This is a genomic window from Caproicibacterium argilliputei (assembly GCF_029211325.2).
GTDB lineage: Bacteria > Bacillota > Clostridia > Oscillospirales > Acutalibacteraceae > Caproicibacterium > Caproicibacterium argilliputei.
Genome location: NZ_CP135996.1, coordinates 1,771,188 through 1,787,335, shown reverse-complemented (window position 1 = coordinate 1,787,335; position 16,148 = coordinate 1,771,188). Strand labels below are relative to the sequence as shown.

Here is a 16,148-nt window from a genome sequence, read left to right as displayed (position 1 = left end):
GAGGAATACCATGCAAGATTCAAACGACCAGACGATTGAAGTATGGGGGGATTTCGCCTGCTTTTCCCGACCGGAGAGTAAAGTGGAGCGCCTGACCTACCCGGTACCAACTCCCTCTGCCACGCGAGGAATTTTCAGTGCAATTTACTCAAAGCCAGTAGAGTTTTATTGGCAGGTAAAGCGAATTGAAATTTTGAAGCCCTTAATGTATGTGAATTTTAGACGAAATGAAGTCAAGTGCCGTATGGGAAAACTGCCATTTCTAGTAGAAGAGGAACGCACCCAACGGCAAACCACAGCCCTAAAAGATGTGCGGTACCGCATCACTGCGGAGATGGTTCCACGCTCTGCCTTTGAAAACGGCGACCATGAAAAAGCGATGAAGCGATTGAAGCCGCAGTTTGAAAAGCGGGTGAAACGCGGACAGTGCTTTTTTCAGCCCTCATTTGGGCTACGCGAATTTCCAGCGTATTTTTCCTGGGGCAGCAGCGGTCAACCACCGCTTGCCGACCTCAACCTGGATTTAGGGTATATGCTGTATGACGTTTTTAATCTGCACGATTATGAGGTATCCAAAAAGTGCAAGCCGAGTGTTTCTTTATTTCATGCGCAGGTGCAAGGGGGCGTTTTGAACGTGCCGCCTTACGATGACGCAAGGGTGCTGAAACCGAAAGAGGGTGTGAAATGTGCTGACTGAACTGTATACATACGCACAGAAACGCCAGCTGACGGCGCGCCCGGGGTTTAAGGAGAAGAGCATTAAAGGATATCTTTCCTTGACCGCACAGGGTGAATTTTTAGATATCGTTTCTCCGTTGGAACCGACAACACTGGCACCGGACATTGGAACGGTCGCAAACGGTACGTCCAAATGCAACTTGCTGGTAGACAAAGCGGTTTATATTTTGCAGACGGATAACAAGCCCAATACGCTTGTGAAACACACCTTTTTTATAGACGGATTGAAAGCCGGTGCAGGGGCGGAGCCCCTTTTTGCAGTTTGTGCCAAAGCACTGGAGACCCCTGAAACACTGGAAACCATGCGTGGCGCGCTGGCTGAAAAGAAACTAAAACCCAATGACCCTATTGGGCTGCAAGTGGACGGGCTCCCGATTGAAAAAAGTGAACGGTACTATGATTGGTGGGAAAGCTATCGACATGAGATTGGCGAAGAAAAAAAAGAAGCCACACAGCGCTGCCTGGTGACCGGGCAGATTACGGCACCGGTACGTACTGTACCCAAGGTAAGCGGGCTGATTGCGGTGGGTGGTCATACGGCGGGGGATGCTTTGCTATGTTTTGATAAAGCGGCTTTCACATCTTACGGATTCAGCCAGACCGAAAACGCAGTCGTTTCAGAAAGTGCCATTACCAGCGTCAATGCCGCTTTGCAGGAATTGATTGCACAGGCACCGATTCAGGCAGGCGTGAAAATGGTGCATTGGTACAAGGAACCGGTCAAACAGGAAGAAGATGTTTTTGCCAATTTCTTTGGCGCATATGCGGCAGACAATAAAGAGGATGCTGACGGAACGGACTTTGCCAGAAAGATGGATACTGCCATGGCTGCCGCGAACGCCCTGATTCAAAGTGTTAAAAAAGGGGAAAATCCGCAGCAGTTAGAAAACAAGTATTATCTGATGCCACTGTCCGGAGCAAACGGGCGCATGATGGTTCGGGGCTGGGATGAAGGCAGCTATGAGGACCTTTATCAGAATATCAAGTTGTGGTACGATGACTTGCGAATTGTACTAGACGATGGAAGCGGAACCTGTAAATCCGAACGGTTGTCACGTTTGGAATACCGTCTACTAAAACCAACCCAAAGCGCGAGTAAGAATCTCGGGAAACAGATGGCAGAGGAATTGTCCGGTATCCAAGTTAGAATCTTATACAGTATCTTGCACGGGAAGCCGCTACCGGATGCGGTTGGGAAGCAGGCGCTTCGCTATATTCGTTCCCATATGCTCGTTACAGAAGACAACAAAGGAGGGGAACGCAACCCGGATTTGTGTGCCTGTCAATTGCTGAAAGCATGGATTATAAGAAAGCAACGTTCTTCAGAGAAAGGAGAAATTTTTATGAAAGAAGCAGTCAATCATGATTATCCAAGTGACGCGTACCAATGCGGCCGGCTCATGGCGGTTTACGCGGAAATTCAGAAAAGTGCATATAAAAATCGTCTGAATGCCGGCGTGATTGAACGCTATTACACCGGAGCCAGTACAACTCCTGCGTTGGTGTTAGGCCGGCTGTCCAGTCTTTCCCAGTACCATCTTGGAAAAATTGAAAGTGAGGGAACCCGCGTCTTTTATCAAAAGATGCTGGACGAAATTTACACGAAGCTAAACCCTCCGCTGCCGACAGCCTTATCACCGCTGCAACAGGGAGAGTTTGCGGTTGGGTATCACCAGCAGCATGCTGAAATTTACAAAAGCAAAAAAGGAACAGATTGAAACAGGAAAGGAAGTTTTAAAAATGGCCATTCAAAATCGATACGAGTTTTTGTTCTTTGTGGAGTGCGTAAACGGAAATCCGAACGGAGATCCAGACATGGGCAATGCGCCGCGTATGGATCCGCAGGATATGCACGGTTATATTACGGACGTTGCACTCAAGCGCCGCATTCGCAATTATGTTCAGTGCGCCTATGCCGAAAAGCCCGGAATGAATATTTTTGTCCAGAATGCAACCAACCTGAACAGACACATTGCAGAAGCCAGAGAAGAGGTCGGGCTAGAATACGGAGCGAAATCCAAGGCGGATATTTATAAGGCAAGACAGCAGGCGTGTGCCAAGTTTTTTGACGTGCGTACTTTTGGTGCGGTCATGTCCACCGGACCAAATGCGGGGCAGGTGCGAGGGCCTGTTCAACTGGCCTTTGCACGTTCCACAGACCCCATTTTGCCGTTGGATGTTACAATTACCCGTATGGCGACCGCGGATGACGGAAATGGCGCAAAGACAGCGGCAGATTACCTTGCGGTTGAAGAAAAAACACCGGAAGACAAATTGCGTACGATGGGCCGCAAGCAGTTTATCCCATATGGGCTGTATGAAGCTCACGGATTTATCAGTGCCAACCTTGCAAGGGAGACAGGTTTTTCTGAGCAGGACCTGAAAATCCTGTTTGAGTCCATTCTGAATATATATGAGCATGACCGTTCTGCCAGTAAGGGACAGATGTCCGTGATCAGCCCGCTTGTGATTTTTAAACATATCGGTACCGATACAGATTTGTCACAGCGGGCACAGCAGGCGGTACTCGGTTGTGCCCCCGCGCATGAATTATTTGAACTTGTCAGCGTAAAGAAAAAAGAAAATGTGAAAAGTCCACGCAGCTGGAAGGACTACCAAGTTTCCATCTCATTGGATCAGCGCCCTGCCGGAATCGATATTGGCTTCCTGTGCTCACCTTATGAGGAAATCCAGTGGAATGCCGTTCCGGAACGCGCCTGCTTTTTTCACTGATGGAAACAGATGAAACGCTGCCGCTGTCCTACCTGTCACAGTATGGATACTGCCCGCGCCGCGCTGGACTGCTGATGCTCGACCGGGCGTGGGCGGAAAGCGCTGATACCATGATGGGCGCTGCGGAGCATGAACGGGTGCATACACAAAGAAAGGAACGTCGTGGAAATCTTATTCAATTCTATGAGTTTCCTGTTTTTTCAGTAGAACTAGGCTTAAGTGGATTTTGCGATTGCGTGGAGGCAACTGCATCTGGAAATGGTGCTAAACTTCCTGAAATTTCTGGGAAGTGGGCGCTATATCCTGTAGAGTATAAACATGGTGTGATGCGTACGGAACGGGAATATGAACTGCAACTTTGCGGACAGGCTATGTGCTTGGAAGAAAAATATAAGGTTGAAATACTTGAAGGTAGTTTGTTTTATATTGATTCGCATCGGAGACAGCCCGTTGCATTGGATACTAAACTGCGGGAAGAAACCCGATACACAGCAAGGATGCTGGCAGAAATGATGCAGTCCGGCAAGGTTCCGGATCCTACCTTAAGTGCCAGGTGTAAAAAATGCTCTCTGAAAGAAATCTGCCATCCGGAATGGTCGAGAAGTGCGGCGGATTATTGTAAAAATCTGCGCAAGCAATTGCTAGAGGAGGAAACATTGTGCGAAAATTAGGAATGACTCTTTATATTTTGACGCAAGATTCCTATCTGCATTGCCAAAACCATGCCGTTGAGATCATCGTTGGAGGGGAAGAAAAGGGACGTATACCGGCACACAACGTAGATTCTATTATATGTTTCGGCAATACAACCGTGTCGACACCTTTTTTTGCGTTTTGCGCACAGAACGGTATTACCCTGACTTTTCTTTCGGATACTGGGCGGTTTTACGGCAGACTGCAGGGACCGCAGAGCGGTAATATCTTGTTGCGACAGCAGCAGTTTGCAGATGTAAGTGATCCCTTTTTTTCTGTTAGTCTGGTTAAAAATATTCTGTGCGGGAAAGTAGGAAACGAGAAATTATTGTTGCAGCACTGCGCACGGGATTTGCAGGACAAAGAGAAGAAGTCTCGCATTGCCGCTGCCGCCACGGCACTTACGACGGCCATTCGAGAGTTGCCGATTTGTATGACAGTCGATGAACTTCGTGGGAAAGAGGGTGCAGCTGCTGCAGTGTATTTTTCCGTATTTGATGATCTTCTAAAGCGAGATGGACCGATGATGACATTTCAGAAGCGTAGCCGCCGACCGCCGGAAAATCGTGTCAATGCACTGCTATCGTTTCTGTATACGTTGTTAAAGAGTGATGTGCAGTCGGCAGTGGAGAGTGTCGGACTTGACCCTGCGGCCGGATTCCTGCACACATTACGGCCAGGTCGTCCTGCTCTGGCGCTAGACTTGATGGAAGAATTGCGAGCACCTCTATGTGACCGCTTGGCACTTTCCTTAATAAACCGTGGGCAGATTCAAGGTACGGATTTTGAAGCAGATACACCTTGCTATTATTTAACAGATAAAGCGCGCAAAACTGTGTTGAACGCATGGCGCGACCGAAAGAAACAGACCGTGCTGCATCCATTCTTAAAAGAAAAAATTGAAATTGGGTTGATCCCTTTTGCACAAGCACAATTGTTGGCTCGTGTCATTCGTGGTGATTTGGATGAATATCCGCCATTCGTTTGGAGGTGAGATACCTTGCTTTTGGTAATTTCATATGATGTGAATACAACAGAACCCGCAGGAGAAAAACGTTTGAGAAAAGTTGCTAGGTTTTGTGAAAAGTACGGTGTTCGTGTGCAGAATTCGGTTTTTGAGTTGGAAGTTGATCCGGCGATGGAGGCAGCGGTTCATTGTGGATTGGAAAAATTGATTGATAAAAGAAAAGATTCTGTACGATTTTACCGCTTAGGAAGCAATTGGAATAATAAAGTGGAGTCAATTGGGAGAAAACAAATGATTTCATTTGGAAAAGATTTGATTCTCTAATTTTTCGCGAATGTCCATCTTACATTTTTTTCGGGCCGGTTCGCGCATGATTTTTGTGCGGTTGATTCGGATCTTCCCTCTTGAATTCATTAAAAGAAAGGAGATATGCAAAACCAAGAATAAAATCACAGCAAATTAGCTAATTATTATATGAAATTATATGCAAATTTGCCGTTGCCCTCCGTGCGAGGGCATGAATTGAAACATTACCACCTTTTGAAATATCGTGATACTTTTCAAGTTGCCCTCCGTGCGAGGGCATGAATTGAAACCAATATGACATATACTTATTAGACAAAAAAAATAGTTGCCCTCCGTGCGAGGGCATGAATTGAAACATACACATCACCGCCTTTTTGTAGGTTGAACACGTTGCCCTCCGTGCGAGGGCATGAATTGAAACATACCATTGCTAGTATTAATAATATCAGAAAGTGGGTTGCCCTCCGTGCGAGGGCATGAATTGAAACTCATATGCTTTGTTTGCTTTCAGTTCTTTAATATGTTGCCCTCCGTGCGAGGGCATGAATTGAAACTACTAGGGTTTCCTTCACAGCTTCCATTCCGTCAGTTGCCCTCCGTGCGAGGGCATGAATTGAAACAATTTACAGCGCAAGGCAGGCGAGTGCTACACGGTTGCCCTCCGTGCGAGGGCATGAATTGAAACCTGCTGCATGAAGTGCAAAAAGCACACAATTGAGTTGCCCTCCGTGCGAGGGCATGAATTGAAACTTTAGGTGCTGCGGTTGCTCTGAAATGGAACAGCAGTTGCCCTCCGTGCGAGGGCATGAATTGAAACTGTACACATACAGCAACAGCGAACGCGACTTAGGAGTTGCCCTCCGTGCGAGGGCATGAATTGAAACTGTAGAGCTAACGGGGCTATTGAAACCTAAGACGTTGCCCTCCGTGCGAGGGCATGAATTGAAACCAAAGATATAGTTCCAATAGTCTTTTCCGACCGAAGTTGCCCTCCGTGCGAGGGCATGAATTGAAACCCGGATGACAAAGTGCCAACACTGGGGGCGGTGAGTTGCCCTCCGTGCGAGGGCATGAATTGAAACAAGTTGAAAACCGTAGGAGACAGCCTGTTGGGCAGTTGCCCTCCGTGCGAGGGCATGAATTGAAACTTTTAGTGCGCGACCAGCAGTTACTTTATATACTGGTTGCCCTCCGTGCGAGGGCATGAATTGAAACAAGGGAAAGTTATATGGATTCTCGAATTTCCCTGTTGCCCTCCGTGCGAGGGCATGAATTGAAACACTGCATCGTTTATCCATTCGGACGGCAGCCATTTGTTGCCCTCCGTGCGAGGGCATGAATTGAAACATCATAAACTTGCCGGGCACCCAGCGCTGCCCCGTTGCCCTCCGTGCGAGGGCATGAATTGAAACTTTCCAGATGCGTTCGCTGAAATCACTGCCATCCGTTGCCCTCCGTGCGAGGGCATGAATTGAAACTTGTAATTCTCGGCGTTCAGTTCCACGTTCAGCGGTTGCCCTCCGTGCGAGGGCATGAATTGAAACTACTAGGGTTTCCTTCACAGCTTCCATTCCGTCAGTTGCCCTCCGTGCGAGGGCATGAATTGAAACTTTATCGTAGAAGAACGGAAGCCCAATCAAATCGGGGGGTTGCCCTCCGTGCGAGGGCATGAATTGAAACAATTTACAGCGCAAGGCAGGCGAGTGCTACACGGTTGCCCTCCGTGCGAGGGCATGAATTGAAACATGCACAATTACATTGCAGGCACAGCTTGGAGATTGTTGCCCTCCGTGCGAGGGCATGAATTGAAACATTTTTTTAGAATCCCCCTTCCGTTCCTTACTTAGTTGCCCTCCGTGCGAGGGCATGAATTGAAACTTTGTAGTACCCGTCATCAATCAGCAACGCACCGGTTGCCCTCCGTGCGAGGGCATGAATTGAAACGTGTTACAAAGCTAATTACATTTTGCAAAAATTGTGTTGCCCTCCGTGCGAGGGCATGAATTGAAACCTTGTATTCTGGAATATTATACGCTCTAACAATGGTTGCCCTCCGTGCGAGGGCATGAATTGAAACTAGATTCAACCGGCACAACTGACACGGAGGGGCATGTTGCCCTCCGTGCGAGGGCATGAATTGAAACTGAAGCACTTCTGTGCGGCAGCAATGACTTTGAAGTTGCCCTCCGTGCGAGGGCATGAATTGAAACATGGCTTTTTCGAGGTCTGCATACGTGCTTTTTCGTTGCCCTCCGTGCGAGGGCATGAATTGAAACTACAAGTGACGCTCAGTTATCTATACCAAAAGGTGTTGCCCTCCGTGCGAGGGCATGAATTGAAACTGCTGATACTGTTCGGTTGCTGCTTGCGTAAATTCGTTGCCCTCCGTGCGAGGGCATGAATTGAAACAAGTTTTCCAGTTACGGCAGAATAATCCACCGGTTGCCCTCCGTGCGAGGGCATGAATTGAAACTCTATCAGTGATAATCCAATCATGAACTTTGTGAAAGTTGCCCTCCGTGCGAGGGCGTGGATTGAAACTACCATGCACAGATTGCAAGAAGACCCAGTACAGAGTTGCCCTCCGTGCGAGGGCATGAATTGAAACGAAAATGAACCCTGTGAATGAACTCTGTAGTCTGGTTGCCCTCCGTGCGAGGGCATGAATTGAAACATATCTACATTGAGTATCCCAGCAAAGAGATTCAAAAGTTGCCCTCCGTGCGAGGGCATGAATTGAAACCATTTTTTTTGATATTGTGACCCATTGAGAGGCTGTTGCCCTCCGTGCGAGGGCATGAATTGAAACACAACGGTTGACGGCGTGGAAACAAGCCGGAAAGGTTGCCCTCCGTGCGAGGGCATGAATTGAAACATTCTTATTTTGAGGGCACGCAGGCAAGTAAGTCGTTGCCCTCCGTGCTAGGGCATGAATTGAAACGCTTCTGTAGGCTGTTTATCGGATACTGTAACCCGTTGCCCTCCGTGCGAGGGCATGAATTGAAACATAGCTAAATTGCCCTACGCTGCCGGGCTTTAAATGTTGCCCTCCGTGCGAGGGCATGAATTGAAACCCAATTCCGCGACCGATATGGTAAGAGTCCCGCCAGTTGCCCTCCGTGCGAGGGCATGAATTGATCCTGTCAATATCTCTTTACACTTTTTTCTCAAGGATGTTTGAACTATGCAGCATCCTGCGATGAGATGTAGTACTGATGTCTCTTAACCATAGGAGGTAACCCTCTGCTGGCAGAGCATATTTTTCTGTTATTCCAATAGCTGATAAAGTATCTCCAGACGAGGGTTCTCACTGGTTCGATTTTCATTTTTGAGGCATCATATCGATGATAGAGAAGTTCCTCTTTCAGTCATGCCCACATGCTTTCACAGCGTGCATTATCATGGCATCTGCCACCTGCATTGTTCATACTTTGGATAATGCCATATTTACTGATTGCTTTACGATAGAGTTCACTGGTGTACTGTGTTCCCCTATCACTATGTAAGATACATCCATGAATTCCGGGATGTGATTTATAGGTATTCTTCAGTGTTTTTTCACATAGAGTTGCTTTCATGTTTGTGTCCATTGCTAATCCCAATACTGCAGAATCAAAGCAATCAAACGCTGCAGATACATAGAGTTTGCCATCCAGGCATTTTACTTCGGTCATATCTGTTACGCATTTTTCCAGGGGTTTATCAGATTTGAAGTTGCGTTTTATCAGATCATCGGATTTTCTGGCTTCTTTATCCGCTTTCGTGATTCCATTTGGTTTTCTTTTTGGTCTATGGATGATACCAATTTCTTTCATAACACGGTAAACAGTTCTTTCACTTGGAACATGAATGCCATCCGGCTGCTTTCGTTCCAATGCCTGATGCATTCGCACTCGCCCATAAGTGTCATTGCATTCATCTTCTGCACAGATATCTAACATAGCCTCTGCAAGAGACCGGTATTTCCAGGGCTTATCCTTATATTTTAAATAATGATGAAATTCCTACCTTGTGACACCAAAATTTTTGCAATAAAAAGAGATTTTTCCTTTAAGAGTGCCGTCTTCTGTTTTCATAGCAATGAACATTAATCTCTGTTTTTGCTGACTTCCGACGGCTGGCTGCGAAAAAAGCGCTTGCTTCCTCAAGAAATTCGTTTTCTTCTTTCAGGCGTCTGATTTCTTTATCCTGTTCTTTCACATGTTTGCTAAGCTCAGTAAGTTCTTCATTAAGGGATAAGGCCATTACTTGGTGCGTGAACTGCTGTCTTAGCCTCTAAGCGGCCTTCCTTGAATGCTTTGACCCATGCATAAATGGGTCCAGAAGGGACTCCTAGCTCTTCTGCAGCTTTGTGTCCTCCGATTTCCTGTGCCAATTTTACAGCCTGGAATTTGAATTCTTGATCATAAGTTTTTGTAATACGCTTTGCCATTTCGATTCCTCCTATCCTCTGTAATTATATATCATAATCCTTGAGAATTGGGTGGCAATTTTTATTGTACAACATCGAAATCGACGCCTTTGAAATTTACGTCCTGAGCAAGATGCTAAAAGGCTCCTTTGTCATGCAAATTTTTAACAAGGAGGTAGTTTTTAATGGCAGAAGAAACAGCAAAAGGCGCCAAAACAGACCTGCCACCGAAGCGACAGGTCTGTTTTGGATTATAATAATGTGGAACTGCAGCTGGGGTTACGCAGCTCTGTTAATTGTTTCGAAACTGCATCTGGTAGTACTTGGCGTACAAACCGTCTTTGGCAAGTAAATCATCGTGCGTACCGCGCTCCCGGATACCATCGTTGTCAATGACAATAATCTCATCGGCGTTGCGGATAGTGGAAAGCCGGTGTGCAATGGTGATGGTCGTGCGGCCGTGTGCCAGCTTGTCCAGACTGTTCTGGATGTACTGCTCGCTTTCATTGTCCAGTGCGCTGGTTGCTTCATCCAAAATCAGCATCGGCGGATTTTTCAGGAACACCCGCGCAATGGAAATGCGCTGCTTCTGTCCGCCGGAGAGGCGAGCGCCTCGCTCACCGACGTAGGTGTCGTAGCCGTCCGGCAGGGACAAAATAAAGTCGTGGATATTTGCTTCCTTGGCAGCTTCTATAATTTCCTCCATGGAAGCGCCCGGCTTGCCGTAGGCGATGTTTTCCTGAATGGAGCCGCCAAACAAATACACATCCTGTTGCACAATGCCGATTGCACTGCGCAGGCTTTCCTGGGTCAGCGTTCGGACATCCTGCCCGTCAATGCAAACGGAGCCGCCGGTCACATCATAGAAGCGGGGCAGCAAGGAGCACAGTGTGGTCTTGCCGCCGCCAGAGGGTCCTACCAGCGCCACAGAACGGCCCGCGTCCACGTGGACATTGATGTGTTCCAAAACAGATTCCTCGTCATTGTAGCGGAAAGAAACGTCTTTGTAGTCAATGGTTCCTTTCACGTTGGTCAGTTCTTTGGCGTCCGGTGCGTCCTGAATTTCCGGTACGGTTTCCATCACTTCGGTAAAGCGGCGGAATCCGGAAATACCTTTCTGCAGCAGTTCGGTAAACTCAATCAGAACCTCAATGGGGTTGATGAAAATATTGATGTACAGGGCATAGACTGCCAGATCCGTAGCAGATAGGGTTCCCCTTGCGATGAAGTAGCCGCCGGCCACCAACACGGTCAAAAACAGCATTCCCTCAAAGAAATTGTTGCCGGAGTGGAAAATGCCCATGCGCAGATAGTTGCTTTCTTTGGAAACCAGAAACTGCTGGTTGCTCGTTTCAAACTTGCGGCGTTCGATTTCTTCATTTGCAAAGGATTTGACAACACGGATACCCGCAAGGCTGTCCTGCAGGCTGGCGTTGACTGCGGCGATTTTTCGGCGATTGTCCATAAAGGTTTCCTGCATTTTTCTGTTCTGATACAGGCTGAACACCACCATGACCACAACCACTGCGGAAAGAATCAGGGTCAGCGGCACGTTGACCATCAGCAGCAGGACGAAAGAACCGATGATTTTTACCGCGGAAATAAAGATATTTTCCGGGCCGTGGTGTGCAAGCTCAGAAATGTCAAACAGGTCGGAGACCAGCTTGCTCATCATTTCACCGGTATTGCTGCGGTCATAATAGGAAAAAGAAAAGCGCTCGTACTGGTCAAACAGATCCTGACGCATATCGCTTTCCATCTTAGCGCCCATTACGTGTCCCTGATAGGTGATGTAAAACCGACAAAGGGTGCGGATAACGTACATGAGAAACAGTGCCACGCCGAGTTTCAGCAGGCCGCTGATGATTACATCCGGCTGTTCGGTAAAGAAAGTCTTGGTTAAAATACTGAGAATCTGTGGGAACGCCAGATCTACCAGACTAACGGCCAGAGCGCAAACCAGATCCAGAAAGAATACGGCACGGTAGGGTTTGTAATAACGAATAAATTTTTTCAGTAACTGCATGGTTACCTCCTGATTTTAAAGTAGGGAAAGACGGGAAAATCAGGAAAATGGAAAGCCAAATTCCTGACCATCAGTTTTGTACCATTGTGTCACACCATCCAATCCAAAGCTTTTGACAGTGCATTGTTCCTTTTTAGCCGACGCAGGGACTGACTCCTGTTTAACTTTGCCGACCGGTACGGAAAATGCCGACCGAAAGGTGGAAACACAGGGAACGTGTGCGGAATGTGCTTTTCATATTTCATCGCCTCCAGAATAAAAAAGTCCGCGAAACCAACTTTCGCAGACATCGCCGGCAGAACCGGCGGACATAAGAAACTGTGAACGGGCTTGCGGCTGTTTTGCAGCTGCAATACGATTATCATACCACAACGCGCAGATTGTGACAACAAAAAACCGCGGAAAGCGTCTGCCTTCCGCGGAAAAGGTTTGTAAGAGGAACCCGGCGTCAGTTCTGCTGGGGATGAAAATTCCGGGTAGTGGCGCTGTAAATTTTTTTGGCGGTTTTGGCGAAAAAAAACAGCATGGCAATTTCCACCGGCAGCAGGGCAATGTTCTTTACAAAGCGCAGCGGAAACAGCGCCAGAAACGACTTTCCGTAAAGTAAGGAACTCCAGAGCGTGTTAAGCAGAATATTGGAAAGAAATGTGACAGAAGCCTTTGCGGCTATCACACGCCCCAGTTTAATCGGGCGATGGTACAAAAAGCTGCCGTACAGAAAGCCGCTCAGCATAGCGGTCAGGGTGTAGGGCGGAAAGTACGGCCCGGTGGGGTGCAGAAAATACCCCAGAATGTCGCCCAGACCACTCGTCAGCATGGCAACAGCAGGGCCAAACAGCAGGGCGTTTACCGCGTTTGCCAGAAAGGCAAAGGTAATGCGCAGCGTTGGGGTGACGTACACACCGAGCCCGGAAAGAACTAACCCGAGTGCAAGCAGCAAGGCGGCGGTGACCAGACTCGGCAGGCGTTTCAGTTCTGCGGACGAGTCACGCAGCAGAGAAGGAAGGTCGGTTTTGTAATGCATAAAAAATACCTCCAGTGATGCAGCACACGCAGAAAGGCGCACAGACTGCGCCCATCAAGTGCTGCATATCATCAGAGGTATGCAGCAGCGGGATGCGAAAACCACACCGCAAGCAAAAAAACCGAAGGCTTTGCTTTTCGTCCTGCCGACAACTCCCCGTTCGGCGGGCACTTTACGCGTGATTTTCTACTCTGCTGGCTACGTTTTATTTTGATGGCATCATCTTAGCAGAAAACGAGGGAAAATGCAAGAACTCTGCAAAAATCCGTCATTTATCATAGTTTTCTAAAAAGCAGTGCGTTTCCTTTTGTCTGCGCCAGCTCAGGATGGTTTCCAGATTGACTTCCTGCGCGCTGCGGAAGATATTGCGGTCCACCTGCGGGTTTTTTGCGCGCAGGGCGGCAATCAGCGCTTTAACTTCGGCACGCTTGCCTGCGCTGCCGGGGTTGTGTGCGCCCTGCTCGGTAAAGCGGCAGGCACACTGCAGGAACTGCAGACCGTTGTAGCGCTTCCACGCTAAGATGTCTTGCTCGTGCACCAGATACAGCGGGCGGATGAGCTGCATACCGGGAAAGTTTTTGCTGTGCAGTTTGGGCATCATGGTGCGCATTTCCGCGCCGTAAAGCATACTCATCAGAATGGTTTCAATCACGTCGTCAAAGTGGTGCCCCAGGGCGATTTTGTTGCAGCCCAGTTCTTGTGCATGGCGGTACAGGTAGCCGCGCCGCATTCTGGCGCACAGGTAGCACGGGGACTTTTCTTCCTTGACCACAATGTTGAAAATGTCTGTTTCAAACAGGTGCACGGGAATGTGCAGCAGACTGCAGTTGGAAAGCAGCAGGGCGCGGTTTTCGGGGTTGTAGCCGGGGTCCATGGCGAGAAACTCCAGAGAAAACGGAATTTCCGTGTACTTCTGCAGGTGCTGCAGGCAGCAGGCAAGCAAAATGCTGTCTTTGCCGCCGGAAATGCAGACGGCGATTTTGTCACCGGGCTGAATCAGCTCGTAATCCTTAATGCCGCCGATGAGGCGGTTCCAAATGGGCTTGCGGTATTTTTTGATAAGGCTGCGCTCTACTTCCAGATATTTTTCCATTGCAATTTTCCTTATTTGTTTTATAATCAGAATGATTCTCAATTTTGCTTGCTGAGAACTACTTCTATTGTAATCTTTTCGAAACTATACCGCAATCCTTAGAATTCAATTTTTGAAAGAAGGACGGAATATGCATATCGGTTCCCATCTTTCCGCATCCGGTGGTTTCCTGCATATGGGACAGGAGGCGCTGCGCATGGGTGCAGATACGTTCCAGTTTTTTACGCGCAATCCGCGCGGCGGCCGTGCAAAGGAGATGAATCCGCAGGACGCGCAGGCGCTGCGGCGTTTGATGGCAGAGCATACCTTTGCACCGATTGTCGCGCACGCGCCCTACACGCTCAATGCCTGCGCCGCCAAACCGGAGGTGCAGGCATTTGCCCTGCAGACCCTGCAGGACGACCTTGCCCGTATGGAGTATTTACCGGGCAATTTCTACAACTTTCATCCGGGCAGCCATGTGGGGCAGGGGGCGCAGGCGGGCATTGAGAAAATTGCCGCAGTGCTCAACAAGGTTCTAACACCGGAGCAGCACACCACCGTGCTGCTGGAAACCATGGCGGGCAAAGGCACCGAGGTCGGCCGCAGTTTTGAGGAACTGCGCGCGGTTTTAGACCGGGTGCAGCTTTCCGAAAAGATGGGGGTTTGTTTGGACACCTGTCATGTGTTTGACGCGGGGTACGACATTGTGCACGATTTGGACGGGGTACTGGAAGCATTTGACCGTATCATTGGCCTGGAGCGCCTGAGAGCCGTTCATTTAAACGACAGTAAAAACACCTGTGGAAGCCATAAAGACCGCCACGCGGCGATTGGAGAAGGCTTTATCGGTATGGCAGCCTTGACTCGTGTTTTGACACACCCTGCACTGCAAGATTTGCCGTTCCTTTTGGAAACACCACAGGACACCGCGGGGCACGCACGGGAGATTGCTGCCCTGCGGGCAGCTGTGGGGGAGGAGAACTGAAAAAGACAAAACGGTTTTGTCTTTACAAAGCGCCGTACAGCGCTATACTGATAAGCAGAACTCGGTTTGGTCTGAGGGAAAGAAGGACATTCAATGATTCAAATTCAGCAGGAACGTTTAAAAACAGTTACGGAGAACATGAAGAGGCAGAGGCTGCCGCAGATTCTGGTCACGTCAACCGCATCGGTTTATTATCTGACCGGCCTGTGGATTGAGCCGATGGAGCGGCTGTTGGTGCTTTATATCCGTGATGACGGCACATGCGCATTGTTTGGCAACGAACTTTTCAGCTTGACGCCCGGCGGAAGTGTGCCGCTGTACCTGCACACAGACGCAGACGATCCGCTGCGCGACTTGGTCAAGGTGGTGCGCCCCGGTGTACTGGGAATAGATAAAAGCTGGCCCAGTTGTCACCTGCTCAGCCTGATGTGTCAGCGTTCAGATATTACACCGAAAGTGGGCAGCGCACCGGTTGACGCAGCGCGTATGCGGAAAGACGCGCAGGAAATAGCGGCGCTGCGCAGTGCTTCCCGCATCAATGACGAAGTGATGCAGGCATCGCTGGCGGCAGTCCGCGCGGGTGCCACTGAAAAGGAACTGGCGGCTTATGTGGAGCATCAGTTTGCCCTGCATGGGGCTGACCGTTCCACAGAGGGCATGATTGTGTCTTTTGGCGCAAACGGCGCAAACCCACACCACAGCCCCGACAATACGCTTGTCCGGCGCGGGAATTCCATGGTGTTTGATATTTATATTCCGATTAACCGCTATTGGTGCGATATGACCCGTACCGCGTTCTTTCAGGAAGCGGATGAGGAGAGCCGGAAGGTGTACGAAACCGTACGGCAGGCAAACCTTGCGGCAGAAGCGATGATTCGTCCCGGAATTAAAATGTCCGATATTGATAAAACCGCGCGCCGTTTGATTACCGAGGCGGGCTACGGACCGTATTTCACGCATCGGTTGGGTCATGGCTTGGGCATCGACTGCCATGAGCCGCCGGACAACAGCGCAGTCAATGAAACGGTGACGCAGCCGGGCATGGTCTTTTCTGTGGAGCCGGGGATTTACCTGCCCGGCCGCTTGGGCGTGCGCATTGAGGATTTGGTGCTGGTCACGGAAAGCGGCTGTGAAGTGCTGAATCATTACACAAAGGATTTGCAGATTCTTCCGTAATCAAAAATCTGACC

12 protein-coding genes, 1 pseudogene, 1 CRISPR repeat array and 1 riboswitch are annotated in these 16,148 nt (G+C 49.0%); of the genes and pseudogenes, 8 read left to right on the top strand and 5 right to left on the bottom strand.

Annotation, left to right across the window (positions count from 1 at the left end; all coding sequences use genetic code 11):
• Positions 1–10 precede the first annotated feature (10 nt).
• Genes cas5c through cas2 form a run of 6 tightly spaced genes read left to right on the top strand, consistent with a single transcriptional unit; the run spans position 11 to position 5,455 of the window.
• Positions 11–697 (top strand): type I-C CRISPR-associated protein Cas5c, encoded by a 687-nt coding sequence (gene cas5c, locus PXC00_RS08755; RefSeq protein WP_275843880.1) that lies wholly within the window; start codon positions 11–13, stop codon positions 695–697.
• Entirely contained in the window at positions 687–2,456 is a 1,770-nt protein-coding gene (cas8c, locus tag PXC00_RS08750) for a type I-C CRISPR-associated protein Cas8c/Csd1 (RefSeq protein ID WP_275843881.1), read from the top strand. Before cas5c ends, cas8c begins: the two co-directional genes overlap by 11 nt.
• A 22-nt stretch (positions 2,457–2,478) precedes the next feature.
• Positions 2,479–3,471 (top strand): type I-C CRISPR-associated protein Cas7/Csd2, encoded by a 993-nt coding sequence (cas7c, locus tag PXC00_RS08745; RefSeq protein ID WP_275843882.1) that lies wholly within the window; start codon positions 2,479–2,481, stop codon positions 3,469–3,471.
• Positions 3,432–4,142: a CRISPR-associated protein Cas4 gene (gene cas4, locus PXC00_RS08740; RefSeq protein WP_316934918.1), complete on the top strand. Its 711-nt coding sequence runs from the start codon at positions 3,432–3,434 to the stop codon at positions 4,140–4,142. The genes cas7c and cas4 overlap by 40 nt, the downstream gene beginning before the upstream one ends.
• Positions 4,130–5,158, top strand: a complete 1,029-nt coding sequence (gene cas1c, locus PXC00_RS08735) for a type I-C CRISPR-associated endonuclease Cas1c (protein WP_275843884.1) — start codon at positions 4,130–4,132, stop codon at positions 5,156–5,158. Before cas4 ends, cas1c begins: the two co-directional genes overlap by 13 nt.
• 6 nt (positions 5,159–5,164) lie before the next feature.
• Entirely contained in the window at positions 5,165–5,455 is a 291-nt protein-coding gene (gene cas2 / locus PXC00_RS08730; protein WP_275843885.1) for a CRISPR-associated endonuclease Cas2, read from the top strand.
• Between the two features lie 173 nt (positions 5,456–5,628).
• Positions 5,629–8,578: direct repeats of the CRISPR family, unit length 32 nt; unit sequence GTTGCCCTCCGTGCGAGGGCATGAATTGAAAC.
• A 227-nt stretch (positions 8,579–8,805) separates the two neighbouring features.
• On the opposite strand, the pseudogene PXC00_RS08725 reads toward cas2, so the two are convergent.
• The 5 genes and pseudogenes from PXC00_RS08725 to PXC00_RS08705 form a co-directional block, all read right to left on the bottom strand.
• Positions 8,806–9,396 (bottom strand): annotated as a pseudogene (locus PXC00_RS08725) (IS3 family transposase); the annotation flags it as partial.
• Positions 9,397–9,665: 269 nt separating this feature from the next.
• A complete protein-coding gene (locus tag PXC00_RS08720; protein ID WP_275843886.1) occupies positions 9,666–9,869 on the bottom strand; it encodes a transposase in 204 nt (67 codons plus the stop codon).
• A gap of 271 nt (positions 9,870–10,140) precedes the next feature.
• The gene (locus PXC00_RS08715; RefSeq protein WP_275843887.1) at positions 10,141–11,874 is read right to left on the bottom strand and encodes an ABC transporter ATP-binding protein; all 1,734 of its coding nucleotides are present in this window, start codon (positions 11,872–11,874) and stop codon (positions 10,141–10,143) included.
• Positions 11,875–12,322: 448 nt separating this feature from the next.
• Positions 12,323–12,898 carry a folate family ECF transporter S component gene (locus PXC00_RS08710; protein ID WP_275843888.1) on the bottom strand — a complete coding sequence of 192 codons (576 nt, stop codon included), beginning with the start codon at positions 12,896–12,898 and terminating at the stop codon, positions 12,323–12,325.
• Between the two features lie 83 nt (positions 12,899–12,981).
• Positions 12,982–13,094, bottom strand: a riboswitch (THF riboswitch).
• 72 nt (positions 13,095–13,166) lie between these two features.
• Positions 13,167–13,991, bottom strand: coding sequence for a tRNA 2-thiocytidine biosynthesis TtcA family protein (locus PXC00_RS08705; protein WP_275843889.1), 825 nt, complete (start codon positions 13,989–13,991; stop codon positions 13,167–13,169).
• Positions 13,992–14,121: 130 nt separating this feature from the next.
• On the opposite strand from PXC00_RS08705, the gene PXC00_RS08700 reads away from it, so the two are divergent.
• Positions 14,122–14,958 (top strand): deoxyribonuclease IV, encoded by an 837-nt coding sequence (locus PXC00_RS08700; RefSeq protein ID WP_275843890.1) that lies wholly within the window; start codon positions 14,122–14,124, stop codon positions 14,956–14,958.
• 93 nt (positions 14,959–15,051) lie between these two features.
• Entirely contained in the window at positions 15,052–16,134 is a 1,083-nt protein-coding gene (locus tag PXC00_RS08695) for a M24 family metallopeptidase (RefSeq protein WP_275843891.1), read from the top strand.
• Positions 16,135–16,148 lie beyond the last annotated feature (14 nt).

What these genes read in the sequence shown, in the direction of transcription:
- PXC00_RS08710 (WP_275843888.1), bottom strand. Translation starts at nt 12,898, where the DNA reads ATGCATTACAAAACCGACCTTCCTTCTCTGCTGCGTGACTCGTCCGCA.
- cas7c (WP_275843882.1), top strand. Translation starts at nt 2,479, where the DNA reads ATGGCCATTCAAAATCGATACGAGTTTTTGTTCTTTGTGGAGTGCGTA.
- cas5c (WP_275843880.1), top strand. Translation starts at nt 11, where the DNA reads ATGCAAGATTCAAACGACCAGACGATTGAAGTATGGGGGGATTTCGCC.
- PXC00_RS08705 (WP_275843889.1), bottom strand. Translation starts at nt 13,991, where the DNA reads ATGGAAAAATATCTGGAAGTAGAGCGCAGCCTTATCAAAAAATACCGC.
- PXC00_RS08695 (WP_275843891.1), top strand. Translation starts at nt 15,052, where the DNA reads ATGATTCAAATTCAGCAGGAACGTTTAAAAACAGTTACGGAGAACATG.
- PXC00_RS08720 (WP_275843886.1), bottom strand. Translation starts at nt 9,869, where the DNA reads ATGGCAAAGCGTATTACAAAAACTTATGATCAAGAATTCAAATTCCAG.
- PXC00_RS08715 (WP_275843887.1), bottom strand. Translation starts at nt 11,874, where the DNA reads ATGCAGTTACTGAAAAAATTTATTCGTTATTACAAACCCTACCGTGCC.
- PXC00_RS08700 (WP_275843890.1), top strand. Translation starts at nt 14,122, where the DNA reads ATGCATATCGGTTCCCATCTTTCCGCATCCGGTGGTTTCCTGCATATG.